Source organism: Pseudoalteromonas sp. SG41-5 (assembly GCF_014164495.1).
GTDB lineage: Bacteria > Pseudomonadota > Gammaproteobacteria > Enterobacterales > Alteromonadaceae > Pseudoalteromonas > Pseudoalteromonas rhizosphaerae.
Window position 1 is genome coordinate 1 of record NZ_JACJFH010000050.1, and the last position, 14,194, is coordinate 14,194.

13 protein-coding genes are annotated in these 14,194 nt (G+C 41.3%); 2 read left to right on the plus strand and 11 right to left on the minus strand.

Going from position 1 to position 14,194, the window contains the following annotated elements:
- Positions 1–209: 209 nt before the first annotated feature.
- The 5 genes from secF to queA form a co-directional block, all read right to left on the minus strand.
- Entirely contained in the window at positions 210–1,157 is a 948-nt protein-coding gene (secF, locus tag H5232_RS13735; RefSeq protein WP_149980534.1) for a protein translocase subunit SecF, read from the minus strand.
- A gap of 9 nt (positions 1,158–1,166) precedes the next feature.
- A complete protein-coding gene (gene secD / locus H5232_RS13740) occupies positions 1,167–3,026 on the minus strand; it encodes a protein translocase subunit SecD (RefSeq protein ID WP_145238253.1) in 1,860 nt (619 codons plus the stop codon).
- A 16-nt stretch (positions 3,027–3,042) separates the two neighbouring features.
- On the minus strand, positions 3,043–3,381 hold the full coding sequence (yajC, locus tag H5232_RS13745; protein ID WP_182732013.1) for a preprotein translocase subunit YajC: 339 nt from the start codon (positions 3,379–3,381) through the stop codon (positions 3,043–3,045).
- 25 nt (positions 3,382–3,406) lie between these two features.
- Positions 3,407–4,534, minus strand: a complete 1,128-nt coding sequence (tgt, locus tag H5232_RS13750; protein ID WP_145238250.1) for a tRNA guanosine(34) transglycosylase Tgt — start codon at positions 4,532–4,534, stop codon at positions 3,407–3,409.
- 174 nt (positions 4,535–4,708) lie between these two features.
- Positions 4,709–5,740, minus strand: a complete 1,032-nt coding sequence (queA, locus tag H5232_RS13755; protein WP_182719211.1) for a tRNA preQ1(34) S-adenosylmethionine ribosyltransferase-isomerase QueA — start codon at positions 5,738–5,740, stop codon at positions 4,709–4,711.
- A 168-nt stretch (positions 5,741–5,908) separates the two neighbouring features.
- On the opposite strand from queA, the gene H5232_RS13760 reads away from it, so the two are divergent.
- Both H5232_RS13760 and H5232_RS13765 read left to right on the plus strand, forming a co-directional pair.
- Positions 5,909–8,434, plus strand: coding sequence for an EAL domain-containing protein (locus H5232_RS13760; protein WP_182719206.1), 2,526 nt, complete (start codon positions 5,909–5,911; stop codon positions 8,432–8,434).
- Positions 8,435–8,637: 203 nt separating this feature from the next.
- Positions 8,638–8,862 carry a hypothetical protein gene (locus tag H5232_RS13765; protein ID WP_145238241.1) on the plus strand — a complete coding sequence of 75 codons (225 nt, stop codon included), beginning with the start codon at positions 8,638–8,640 and terminating at the stop codon, positions 8,860–8,862.
- 63 nt (positions 8,863–8,925) lie between these two features.
- On the opposite strand, the gene H5232_RS13770 is transcribed toward H5232_RS13765, so the two are convergent.
- The 6 genes from H5232_RS13770 to H5232_RS13795 form a co-directional block, all read right to left on the minus strand.
- A complete protein-coding gene (locus H5232_RS13770) occupies positions 8,926–9,837 on the minus strand; it encodes a hypothetical protein (protein ID WP_182831073.1) in 912 nt (303 codons plus the stop codon).
- Between the two features lie 11 nt (positions 9,838–9,848).
- On the minus strand, positions 9,849–10,439 hold the full coding sequence (locus H5232_RS13775; protein ID WP_182831074.1) for a hypothetical protein: 591 nt from the start codon (positions 10,437–10,439) through the stop codon (positions 9,849–9,851).
- On the minus strand, positions 10,432–10,974 hold the full coding sequence (locus H5232_RS13780; protein WP_182719203.1) for an RNA polymerase sigma factor: 543 nt from the start codon (positions 10,972–10,974) through the stop codon (positions 10,432–10,434). The genes H5232_RS13775 and H5232_RS13780 overlap by 8 nt, the downstream gene beginning before the upstream one ends.
- A 111-nt stretch (positions 10,975–11,085) precedes the next feature.
- Positions 11,086–12,006, minus strand: a complete 921-nt coding sequence (locus H5232_RS13785; protein WP_182719202.1) for a hydrogen peroxide-inducible genes activator — start codon at positions 12,004–12,006, stop codon at positions 11,086–11,088.
- A 92-nt stretch (positions 12,007–12,098) separates the two neighbouring features.
- The gene (locus H5232_RS13790) at positions 12,099–13,367 is read right to left on the minus strand and encodes an inorganic phosphate transporter (RefSeq protein WP_182719201.1); all 1,269 of its coding nucleotides are present in this window, start codon (positions 13,365–13,367) and stop codon (positions 12,099–12,101) included.
- A gap of 39 nt (positions 13,368–13,406) precedes the next feature.
- Complete coding sequence (locus H5232_RS13795; protein WP_145238222.1) at positions 13,407–14,084, minus strand: TIGR00153 family protein; 678 nt, start codon at positions 14,082–14,084, stop codon at positions 13,407–13,409.
- Between the last annotated feature and the right edge of the window lie 110 nt (positions 14,085–14,194).

Below are 14,194 nucleotides of genomic sequence, written 5' to 3' on the forward strand. Positions count from 1 at the left end.
GCGTCTCTTAACCTCTTTGCGAATGAATAACTAAAAATATTTTGCACAAAGAGAAGACATTAGAATATTTTTAACAGCGCGGTGGCAAGCCACTCGCCTACAAGTTATTAAGCACCAAAGTAACTCTATACTCTCGTAGGCGACACAAACACTTAAAAGCAAAAAACCGCTCAATGAGCGGTTTTTTAAACGTAAACTTAGATTTATACCTATGGCATAGCGTCTAAATCTGCGCCTTCTTTTTCGATAACTTCTGGTATTAAGTCTTCTTTACTTACGCCCATCGCAATCGCAACGGCACTAGCAACATAAATCGAAGAATAAGTACCAATAAACACACCAAATAACAGCGCTGTAGCAAAACCATGAATAGTTTGACCACCCCAAGCAAACAAGGCGATTAATACTAAAATAGTGGTAATTGAAGTTACTAGAGTACGGTTAAGTGTTTGCGTTAATGAAATATCAATGATCTCAACAGTATCGTCGATACGCACTTTGCGGAAGTTCTCACGAATACGGTCAGATACAACGATAGTATCATTAAGAGAGTAACCTATTACCGCCAGTATTGCCGCCAATATGGTTAAGTCGAACTCTAACCCTAATACTGAAAACAAACCTAAAGTAATGATTACATCGTGTAAAAGTGCCGACACTGCGCCTACCGCAAAACGCCACTCAAAGCGAAATGCCACATAGATCAAGATACAAATAAGCGCAGTTAACATGGCAAGGCCACCCTGCTCTTTTAAGTCTTCACCTACACTTGGGCCAACAAACTCAATTCGACGCATTACTACGCTATCATCGGCTTTTTTAAGTGCATCAATTACTTGGTTACCAATTACTTCGGCTTTAACATCATCACCGCGTGGTGCTAAGCGAACCAAAATCTCTTGGCTTGAACCAAATAATTGTACTGATGCATCTGCAAAACCATTTTCAGCTAACACTGAACGTACTTTCTTTAAGTCTGCTGGTTGTGCAAAACCGACTTCTACAGCAGTACCGCCCGTAAAATCTAAGCCAAAGTTTAAACCTTTAACGAAGAACGATGCGAACGATGCCAAAATAAGTAGCGTTGAGATGCTCATAGCAACTTTGCGCAGCGACATAAACCCTAAAGTTCTGCCGCCTAATTTTAAAATTTGCATATCTGCTCCTTAAATTGACAGCTTATCAATGCGCTTACCACCAATACATAAGTTGATTACCGCACGGGTACCAACAATGGCTGTAAACATTGAGGTGATAATACCTATCGCAAGTGTCACTGCGAAACCAGCAATTGGGCCTGTACCCACTGCGAACAAGATAATCGCAGCAATTAAGGTGGTAATATTGGCATCAAAAATCGTACTAAAAGCACTATCATAGCCATGATGAACAGCCTGTTGCGGACTACGTCCATCGGCCAGCTCTTCGCGAATACGCTCAAATATTAGTACGTTGGCATCAACTGCCATACCTACCGTTAGTACGATACCAGCAATACCTGGCAGTGTTAGTGCAGCGCCTGGGATCAACGACATAACACCCACAATCAATACTAAGTTAGCTGCTAAGGCAATATTAGCGACTAAGCCAAAACCTTTGTAATAAACTAACATAAAGATCAGTACAAACAGGAAGCCTAAAGCAACCGCCGTCATACCTGCTTCGATATTTTCTTGACCTAAGCTTGGCCCTACCGTGCGCTCTTCAACAATTTGAATTGGCGCAACAAGTGCTCCAGCACGTAGTAATAAACTTAAGTTATGTGCTTCTGCAGGGTTATCAATGCCGGTGATTCGGAACGAACGATCAAGACGCGCTTGTATAGTTGCAACGTTGATCACTTCTTCCACCTTAATTGGTGGTAGCGCTTTACCGTTTTCGTCTGTTTTACCAGAGGGCTTATACTCTATAAATACCGTCGCCATACGCTTGCCAATAGCACGCTTAGTGAAAGCATTCATTTTCGCGCCGCCTTTGCTATCAAGGCTAATACTTACTTGCGGACGTTGGTATTCATCGGCACCCGATTGCGCACCAGTAATGTGACTACCTTCGAGAATAATGCGTTTTTTAAGTACCACTGGGTAGCCATCACGGCTCATGATCATTTCAGTACCAGGCGGAATACGCCCTTGCGCTGCTGCCGTTGGATCGGCATTTTCGTCTACTTCACGAAACTCAAGGGTTGCTGTAGCCCCCAAAATCTCTTTCGCACGCGCAGTATCTTGAACACCTGGTAGCTGCACAATAATGCGCTCTGCACCTTGACGTTGTACGTTAGGCTCAGCAACACCGATTTGGTTAATACGGTTACGGATAATGGTTTCGTTTTGCTTGATAGCATAGTCACGAATTTCTTTGAGTTTTTGCTCGCTGATGGTGGCATAAAACGCGTTATCGTTAGAGCTATCATCAATGTAGTTGTGTAATGGGTAGCGTGACTGTAAAAAACGCTCTGCCGCATCTTTATCTTCTGCGCTGCGCATCTCCACACGAATACGTTCAGTACCAGCTACACGACGTACCGTGCGATAGCGTAGTTTTTCTTCACGTAAATCACTTTTATAGTCTTGATCCATTTGTTCCAGCGCGTTATCAACCGCTGTCACCATGTCAATTTCCATCGTAAAGTGAACACCGCCACTTAAATCCAAGCCCAATTTCATTGGATTGCCGCCAAGGGCTTTTAACCAATGAGGTTGCGCCGGGGCCATGTTAATGGCTGAGATGTAATCGTCGCTCAATGAATCACGCAATAAATCTTGCGCTTTAAGCTGCTCTTCAACATTTTTAAAGCGGATCAACACTTGACCGTTTTCGAACTTAACTGATTTTACGGTAACATTGTGCTCTTTGAGGGTCGCATTTACTTTGTCTACTACAGCTAGATCTGCATCAGTTCCTTTAGTACCTGAAATTTGTATGGCCGGATCACGACCATACAAATTAGGAGAGGCATATAAAAGACCTACCGCAATCACAGCTAGAACAAGTAAATACTTCCATAATGGAAACTTGTTTAACACGTGGGCGTCCTTATTATTATAGCGACTTCATTGTGCCTTTAGGCAATACTGCTGACACTGCTGATTTTTGTACAGTTACTTCAGCTTGATCGTTAAGTGAAATAACGATGAAATCTTTATCGTCAGAGATTTTAGCGATTTTACCCACTAAACCACCTTGAGTAAGAACTTCGTCGCCTTTTGCCATCGCATTCATCAGCGCTTTATGCTCTTTTACACGCTTAGCTTGTGGACGGTAAATCAAGAAGTAAAATACTAAGCCAAAGATAGCTAGCATGATCAACATCTCATAACCACCACCGGCTGGCGCTGCACCTGCCGCACTTGCGTGGGCGTTTGAAATAAATAAACTCATAACACTTCCTCTTTAATTTTTAAATTTAATTTGTGGTATCTGCAAGCTCTGGCACTTCTTGGCCGCGGCGTGCATAAAAATCATTTACGAATTCATCTAACTTACCGTCACCGATCGCATTACGTAAACCTTCCATAACGCGCTGATAGTAACGTAAGTTATGAATTGTGTTTAGTCGTGCACCTAAAATTTCGTTACATTTATCAAGATGATGTAGGTACGCGCGCGAATAGTTCTTACAAGTATGGCAATCACACTCAGGATCAAGTGGGCCGGTATCTGTTTTGTGCACAGCATTACGAATTTTCACAATGCCACCAGTTATAAATAAATGTCCATTACGCGCATTACGAGTTGGCATTACACAGTCAAACATATCGATACCGCGACGAACGGCTTCAACTAAGTCTTCAGGTTTACCTACACCCATAAGGTAACGGGGTTTGTTCTCTGGCATTTTATAAGCACAGTGATCAAGAATGTTAATCATCTCATTTTTTGGCTCACCGACCGATAAACCACCGAGTGCGTAGCCATCAAAACCAATTTCTTCAAGACCTTGTTGTGACTGAGCACGCAACTCCGGATACATACCACCTTGGATAATACCAAATAAAGCTGATGGATTGTCACCGTGACCTTCTTTTGAACGCTTAGCCCAACGAAGTGATAACTCCATTGAATCTTTAGCTTCTTTTTCGGTGGCAGGATAAGGCGTACATTCGTCAAAAATCATTACGATGTCTGAACCTAAATCACGCTGCACTTGCATGGCTTTTTCTGGTGAAAGCATAATTTTTTCACCGTTAACAGGCGAGCTAAACAATACACCTTCTTCGGTAATTTTACGCATTGCGCCTAAGCTAAACACTTGAAAACCGCCTGAGTCGGTTAAAATTGGTTTATCCCAATTCATAAAACCATGTAATCCACCATGCTGCTTGATGATTTCAGTACCAGGGCGAAGCATTAAATGGAAGGTGTTACCTAGGCAAATATGCGCACCAGTGTCTTTGACTTCATCTGGGGTCATACCTTTGACAGTACCGTAAGTACCTACTGGCATAAATGCTGGCGTTTCGACTACGCCTCTATCAAAAATCAAGCGGCCGCGGCGGGCTTTACCGTCTGTACGGTCTAATTCAAACTTCATATCATCCTCAAATGTCAGAAAAACAGTCCAACAAGCTATAATTTAACCGCTCGATTCTACCCTTTTTGTAAAACCATTACTATTAATTGGGCTCAAAGCTGAAATTAAAAGTGCAAAAATCAAAACTAAAAAGCCCAACGCAATGCTGGGCTTTAAGTGCTTTTATAGAAAAAACTATTTACGGGTTAAAAACATCGCATCGCCGTAGCTAAAAAAGCGGTATTTTTGTGCAATTGCAGTTTGGTATGCACTCATAATATTATCTTGCCCAGCAAATGCACTAACCAACATGATCAATGTCGATTCTGACAAGTGAAAATTAGTGACCATGGCATCAACTACGTTAAATTGATAACCTGGGTAAATAAAAATATCGGTGTCACCAAAGTAACTGGCTAATTGGCCGCCATGTATCTTAGCTGCTGATTCCAATGAACGTACCGAAGTTGTGCCTACCGCAATCACTCTGCCGCCGTTAGCTTTGGTTGCAGCGACTGCTGCAACAACATCATCAGGCACTTCAATGTATTCGGAGTGCATTATATGATCATTAACCGAGTCTACGCGCACCGGCTGGAATGTGCCAGCGCCAACATGCAAGGTAACAAATGCCATGTTTACACCCTTGGCTTTTAATGCAGCCATGAGCGTATCGTCAAAATGTAGACCGGCAGTTGGCGCTGCAACCGCGCCAGGTTTTTCACCGTAGACTGTTTGATAGCGTTTGCGGTCTTCGTCAGTATCTGGACGGTCAATATAAGGCGGCAGTGGCATATGACCAATATCGTTTAAAATTTCCAGAACGTTTTGCTCACCTGTAAACTCTAGTTCAAACAATTCGCCATGACGACCCACCATAGTCGCCTGCGCTTTACCTTCGAGAATAAGTTCTGTACCTGGTTTTGGTGATTTACTGGCGCGTACATGAGCCAGCACGCGATGCTCATCAAGCACGCGCTCTACCAGCACTTCAAGTTTACCGCCAGATGCTTTTTGGCCATACATACGAGCAGGGATCACTTTGGTATTATTAAATACCAACAAGTCATTTTCATTTACTAAATCAAGAATATCGCTAAATATTTTATGTTCTACAGCGCCACTTGGGCCATCTAAGGTTAATAAGCGACTGCTGGTTCGATCCTGTTTAGGAAAACGAGCAATTAATTCATCAGGTAAGTCAAAGCTAAAATCAGCCACGCGCATAGGATATATCCAGATCAAAAAAGTCGCGCCAAGTTTAACTGTATCGTGCTATTAGCTCAACCAACGGCTTTAATTAAAATACAATGGAATGTTCTCTTGTGGTTCGAGACAAATGGCATTATTCTACTCAACTTGATTAGAGCTAGGTTGATAAGAGGTGTGACATAAATGGCTAAGCAGCTAACTTTGCTGATCTTAAACGCCAGTGTCGCTGAGCGTCAGGCTGTTAAGTCAACCTTAAATCGGCTCAATGTATTTACTTTCCTTGAAGTGGCCGATAGCCAACAAGCCCTCGAAATTCTTAAATCTCAAGCGGTCGATGTCATTATTACCGGTCTAAATGTTGGTAAAATCGATGGCTGGCGATTTTCTCGGATGATCCGTTCAGGGTTATTAAAAACCCCAAAAAACACACCAATTGTGCTTACTCCGCCTATCTATTGTGAGCGAATAGCCGAAACGACAGCACGCAGTTATGGCATAGATGCGGTATTACCATTTGAACGCCAAGATATGCTGCCACAGGTACTGGCAAATGTATTATCAACGCATTTAGAAAAAAGCAGTCGCTTAGATTTGTTGCTGCTCGAAACCGACAGTAGTAAAGCCGCCGAAATAACGCAACAACTACAGCTAAACTTTGCCTGCACCCATGTTTCTAGTAATAAACAAGCATTATCAATCTATTTGCAGCAAAAGTTTGCCATTGTGTTACTTGATGCAACCGCAGCACACGCAGGAGCTGCCAGTCAATTAGTTGAAGAGATTTTACAACACAACCCAAAACAAGCCATTGTAACTATTATTGATACAAAAGATGCCGATCATGCTGAACAACTATTGCTTTCAGGGGTTACTGATTTTATTCGTGCACCGTATGAACAAACCTTGTTAAGTAAAGTATGCGACCATGCTGCGCGCCGTGAAGATTTTATGGTCAGTTATGCAGAGTTTGCACAAAAAGTAGAACAGCTAAGTCAAAGTCAAAGCCGCTATAAGGAGCTATTTTCAGCCCATCAGCGGATACTATTACATCTTAATACTGTGGTGCTTGAATTTGATCAACAAGGCCGCATTCGTTTTATCAACCCTGCGTGGGAAGCACTCAGTGGGTTTGGCATAAAACAAACCTTGAGCAAAGCACTCTCTGACTTTTGTATCAATGATTGCAAAGATAAACTACTGCAAACAATTAGCAGTATTTTGCATGGCGGTGCCTTGCAACAGCAGGTTGAAGTGCAAATTATTCATAAAGATGGTCAAGCTATTTGGGTTGAGTGCCGCTTACAACTAATCAAAAACAGCAGTAATGCTGCCACGATCACCGCCACAATAGATAATATTCATGAGCGCAAACAAGCTGAATTACAGCTGCGCCATTTAGCGCTTCATGACACCTTAACCGGCTTACATAACCGCTATTATTTTGATCAACAACTCAATCGAATTTGCCAGCCGCAACGCACTAATGGCGACATAGAACACGCTTTAATTTATATTGACCTCGATCATTTTAAAATAATTAATGACAGTAAAGGTCATCAACAAGGCGATATAGTTCTTAAAGAAGTTGCGCAACTATTTAACGCCAATATCAGTGATGAACACTTAGTGTGTCGCATTGGTGGTGATGAATTTGCGGTGATCTTAAATAATATGAATCTGCTTGATGCACACTTGATAGCTGAAAGTATTTGTATGGCTATTGAAGGTCACCAGTTTAAATCTGAAGAACAAGTTTATTCAATTAGCTGCTCAATTGGCTTAACGCAAATAACAGCAGCGAATCATGATCCGAGTGAATGCTTAAAACAAGCTGATATTGCCTTGTACGTTGCTAAAAGCTTAGGCCGTAATTTGGTTCATTGTTACTCTAAAGAAGATGCCAGCCATAACACTTTGCAAGCTGGATTAGAGTGGGGACACAGTATTCGCCAAGCATTGCAACAAAACCAAATTGAATTGCATTACCAGCCGATTTGGGACTTTAAACATGGTGGTGTCGCTTATTTTGAAGCACTGTTACGCTTAAAACTCGACGGTGAACTGGTTTATCCAAACCAATTTATTCCGTCACTTGAATTATTGAACGACACTTACTTAATGGATCAATGTGTGATCAGCAATGCAATTTCTGCCATTGCCGCTAACCCTGAACTAAATCAAGTTGCGATAAACCTATCTGCGCAATCGTTTTTAGATGAACGCCTATTGCCACATATCGAATCGACCCTTGAAAAGTGCGATATCAGCCCTACCCGGGTTATTTTTGAGATCACCGAGTCCGCCAGTATCAATAATTTAACTGCCACTCGTGCGATGATCGAAAAGCTCAATCGCTTGGGCTGTCATTTTTCAATTGATGACTTTGGCACTGGCTTTAGCACCTTTAATTATCTTAAACAGCTGCCAGCTCAACATGTAAAAATAGACGGTTCGTTTGTTCGCGATATGCTCAATGATCCAATCGACTTGGCGTTAGTTAAAGCAATAAATGATATTAGTCGCTCGCTCAATAAGCGTTCAGTTGCTGAATATGTTGAAAATGAAGAGATCTTTTTAGCACTAAAAGAAATAGGTGTTGATTATGGCCAAGGCTACTTTATTTCACGCCCGGTGCCCGTAGAAAAAATCAAACATCAGTTACAAAAAATTTATCAAAACAAAACTTTTTACGAACAACCACCTAGCTAAAATAGCGAACTTTTCATACAAATCTACGCATTTTTTTACTTCCATCTTGTGATAACTCATCTATACTTTGCTCATCGGGCGATAAATGTCTTGTGATTATGATGATAATCGAAATTTCACATGACATCGTTAAATCATAGCAACATGCCACTCACAAACTAACATGTTGTTATTAGTATCATTGTCAATTTATGGAGTGAATTATGATGCAATTAATAGTGTTACTATTAGCGGTAAACTTAGGGATAACTTACCAATGCTATCGATATGCCAGTATCAAAGGTTACCCGGTTGTAACTTTTACCTGCTTAGGTTTGATCCCCTACTTTAACTTAGTGGTGTGGGTTTATTTGTTATTTTTACCAGATATTACGCCATTCAATAAACAGTTTGAATATGAAGGGCATAACGAAAAGCAGCCTTTATAATACGGCTGCTTGTTGGTCAGGGATAAGTTATTAATTGAGCTCAGTTAATATCAGCTCGGCTAATTAAAATTGGTAGCTAATAGCTTTTTTAGTCAGTTCGCTGGCTTTGATATCGCCGGCGACACACTTTTTAATATCTGATTTATTAAATACTTTTATTAAACTCGTATTTTTATCGCCGAGCCCTTTAAGAACAAAACTCACATGCTCGTCGTTTGGCAGACTACGTAAACCACTACCGTAATCACATAACGTAAGACTGATACTTGTGCTTACTTGCTCCAGTAACTGTTGTTGCTCTGCGGCTTGTTGTTGCTCACGCTCTGCATGCTTTGCATTGATATTTTGCCGTAGCTGTTGCTGCTGTTTAGTGAGTCTAGTTTGTTGTTTTTCCAGCTTCGCGATATCTTTTTCTAACGCTTTTTTGCGTTGTTCAAGCTGTTTCTCTTCGGCGCTATTATCATGGCGGCTGGCAAACTCTAAATCGCGCTTTTCACGCTCTAAATCTCGCAACTTTCGGCCCACATCACGCTCTTGCTCTGCAATTTCGCGCACTTGTTCTGCGCCTTCACGCATTAGCTCCATCGCTTGTTGATAAGCTTCTCGTGATGATTCAACAACATCTTCGGTAATAAACTCTACTTGATCACTGATAATTTCAATATCCATATTAGCAAAATCAATTTCAGGCAGTGGTGGTAACGGCGCATTAGGTGCGTTACTAAAAATAGTCTGCCAGCGGCTAGAGCCTCTTACGCCCAGCTCAAATACCACTCCCTGCTTAACAAAATAGTTGGCTTGAATCGCACGGATCCTTTTATTGGTATCTTGCTTTAACGCGCTGCTTAAAATGTTTTCCATTATTGCTACTTCACGCTGTATTGATGCCAACTCCGCTGGTTCTTGCGCAGATACATTAGCACTTAAACACCCAAGTATGGCCATTATGGCGCTGCTGATAAGTTTTTTATTCATGCTCTATACTCCTAATTTTTCGCAATCGCGGCTGTAGGCTGCTCTTGTACTTGTTCGGCTAAATCATTTAATTGCATCCGTAGATACGCTTGATCTTGAGCTCGCTGGGTTTTGATGTAAGTAATTAAACTGGCAATATCTTCTTGGCGTTCAACTCGTCCTGTTGCAATGGCCTCTTTTGCTAATTGATACATCTGCTGTTGCTGCAATTGATTTTGCGCAGTAATAATTTTTTGCATTTGGTCAATTTGCTTTTGTTGAGACTGCAATAAATGTGTTTGTTTCGTTACTTGTGCAAGTAACCCCTGCGCATCTGATTGCGGTAAAACTAAAAAGATTAACGAACAAACCAATACTGATGCTGCAACAGCCCACGTTCCAGCGACGCTAAACACACGCACAGCAGAGAACTGCGATATTGTTGATTGGCGATCCCAGATTGGTACAGGTACAGCCTTATAGTCACGGCTATGCTGTTGCCATACTTGCGCTTGGCTCATCAACGCTGCATACTCGGGAGCATTTTCGAGCTGCTGCAATTGTTTATCGCTCAAAACTTTACCATCTAACCATTGCTCAAAAAGCGACTCTAAACTAGCCATCTACGGCCTCCAAATGAACTTTTAATTTTCCTAATGCACTGTATAACCGCGACTTAGCAGTATTAGTTGAAATATCTAATTGCTCAGCAATCTCTTCAAAGGTGCAATGCTGGAAAAATTTCAACTCCACCACTAAACGCTGCTCCCACGGTAACTTATTCAACATACTTTTTAATTGCTGATGCTGGGCCTGAGCTACACTATTGCCTTCTAATTCACTGTGTTCACAGGCCTGTTCTGGCACATCATCTAAGCTCTGATAATGCTTGCGACGGCGGTAGTATTCAACGCTACGCCGATGCACAATTTGAAATACCCAAGTATTAAAACTCGACTCACCACGAAAGTTCGGCAGACTTTTATACACCGAAATAAACACCTCTTGCATTAAGTCCATGGCATCATCTGGGTTACTTAGCATCCGCAAACAATAGTTATAAACTTGGCTTTCATGCTGCTTAACCAGCTTAAGCCAGGCGCGCTTATTTCCTTGTTGTGCTTTGGCGATTAATGTTTCTATTGATTGAAAAAACACGATTCTCGATGCTTAGTTATTTTACTTATGAGGTTAGTCGATAGAGTGAAGCAGATAGTTTGGAAAAGATAAAAATAAATGAAAATAAATAAAAAAGCTCACCTAAATGAGCTATTCATCCGTCATTAAACGGCATTGTTGCTTTAAAAAGCTTTCTAGCATTTGGCTAAATAAACGAAAATCTCGAATACGACCGGTTGTTTTGCGCCACAGAATGCCAATATCGCGGTATGCGTCACTTTGTGAGGGAGTGGCAAGCATGTTTTTGTTCGCTAAAATACCCGCGTTAATCGCCATTTGCGGTAAGAAAGTCACACCGAACTGGTGCTCAACCATGCTAAGTAAGGTGTGTAAGCTCGCCGCTTCAAACGGATTGATACAGCTTGAACGATTTAAATGACAAGCACTTAATGCGTGCCCTGTCATACAATGTTCTCGCTCTAATAAGAACACGCTGGCTTCCGGTAACAAGTTAAAATCTTCTATATTCTTAGCAGGTAAATAGTCTTTATGATGTACTAAGCAAAAGTGATCTTGCGCGAGTACTTGAGTATGAAATTTATCAGTATCGTAAGGTAGTGCCAACAGCGCCATATCGATATGGCCATGCTCGAGTTTATCTAACAAGCTATCACTGGTGTCTTCAACCAGTACCAACTCTAAATCGGCAAACTGTTGCTGACAAAGGTGGTAGAGAGGTGCCGCAATAAAACTAGCAATCGTTGGAATAACTCCAAGTGTGAGCGTACCGCTTAGCGGTGTTAAATGGCTTTTAGTCAGCTCTCTAACACTTAGCGTATCGTCAATAATTTTGCGTGCCCGCTCTACTACCTCTTCGCCGATAGCTGTGAACATCAAACTACGATTTTCACGCTCTATGAGTTGGCAACCGAGTGTTTCTTCAAGGGTTTGAATTGCACTGCTGAGTGTTGATTGACCAATAAAACACGCACTTGCGGCGCGGCCAAAATGTTGATGCTGATGAACTGCCAATAAATACTGCAGCTGTTTAATACTTGGTAAGTTCGTCATACTTTTTGTACCCACAAATAAAAAGACCCCAACACCAAGGGCGTTGAGATCTTTTCAAGCTAAAAGTCTGTAATACTTAAAGACTGCTGGATTTAAACTCCAAAGGCAGTTCTCAGTATGTAGAAAATAACAATAGCAAGGGCAGCGCCAACTGGCAATGTAATTACCCAAGAAACTACAATGTTTCTGATCACACCCATATTAAGTGCAGCAATTCCACGTGCCATACCTACCCCTAATACCGCGCCAACTAAGGTTTGTGTAGTAGAAATTGGTAAGCCTGTTCCCGATGCAATTACAACTGTAGAAGCAGCAGCTAATTCAGCAGCAAAACCACGACTTGGTGTTAAATGCGTAATGCCTTCACCAATCGTTTTAATTACTTTTTTGCCTAAAATTGCAAGGCCTGCAACAATACCGAAACCACCCAGTGGTAAAATCCACCATGCGATTGTCGCTTGCTTAGCTATCTCACCGTTATTTTCAACAATGTTTACAACTGCAGCCAACGGACCAATAGCGTTAGCCACGTCATTAGAACCATGAGCAAATGCCATACAACATGCGGTTAATACCATTAAGATAGCAAACACTTTCTCAACGTTATTAAATTGCATTTTCTTATCGGCTTTTGGATCAATCTTTAACCGAGAAATAACGATTTTACCAATAATACCAACAATAACAGCAATACCGATTGCTAATGCATAACCTTCAACAGCACCTAAATTAATACCAATGTGCTTTAAACCTTTCTTGATGGTTACTAAAGACATGATAAAACCGGCTAAACCCATGTAAATAGGCACATAGCGTTTGGCATTATTAAGTGGTGCCTCGGTGTCAAAAATTAACTTTTGCGCACTCATAAATATTAAGTAGGCAATAAACCCTGAAATCGCCGGGGTAACAATCCAACTCCCCACAATACCTGCAACTTTGTCCCATTGAATCGCTTCGCTGCCAACTGCAACTAAAGCAAATCCGATGATAGCACCAATAATTGAATGCGTGGTTGATACCGGCCAACCTAAGAATGAAGCTATTAGCAACCAACTACCCGCTGCAAATAATGCCGAGATCATCCCTAATACCATAAGTTCTGGCAGGTCTAAAAACGGCGTAGAATCGATAATGCCTTTACGAATTGTCGATGTTACTTCGCCGCCAGCTAAGTAGGCGCCTGCAAATTCAAAAATCATCGCTATAAAAATAGCTTGTTTAATAGTTAATGCTTTTGAACCTACCGATGTGCCCATCGCATTAGCAACGTCATTCGCGCCAATACCATAAGCCATAAAAAAACCGACTGCTGCGGCAATTAAAATTAATACCGTGCCATAAGATGCAATGATATCCATTGTGTAACCCTAATCTTTCGTTATTGAACTGAGTGTAAATTACCGAGCTAACATCAGCTCAAGACGCGAACCAACGCGTTCTGCGATATCCGCAAGCTCGCCGACCCATTCGATGATTTTATATAAAAACATTACATCTACAGGATTGAGTTCATCTTCGACGTCACGTAATTGGCGACGTATTATGATTTGCATATCATCCGTGTCTTGTTCAATTGCATCCAATTCAACGAGCATTTTTTCTACTAAGGTCACTTCACGACCTTTAAAACCAGTTTCTAGTAACTCATCCAACTCATTGATTGCGTTTGATGCTTGTTTAGTTGCATCAACACAGCGAGTTACATAGGCTAAAAAGTTAACTTGAATTTCTTTTGGAATGGTCATCTCACGACCAATTACACGACCAGCAATGTCTTTTGCTTTATTAGCAATTTTATCTTGCTGGGTGACGAGTTCGAGCAGATCTGTACGCTCTACCGGCATAAATAAACCGCGCGGTAATTGTAAACGTATATTTCTTTTCATGTCGTCGGCTTCACGTTCTAAAGTACGAATGTTCAAGCGAATCTCTTCTGCTTGTTGCCACTCTTCTTTAAATACATGATTGAAAAAAGGGATCAAAGCTTTACTTGCTTGATGTACCTTCTTGATGTGATCTTCCATTGGCTTTATAGGAGATTTTGCGAATACCCCTAAAAATGCGTTTGTAGGCATAACTGACCCTTAAATCAAATTAGTATGCTTTGCGGCGTGAATTTTACAGCATTCACCGCGATTGTGAATGCTTTTATTACATCACAGCTGCCGCTACAGCATTATAATTA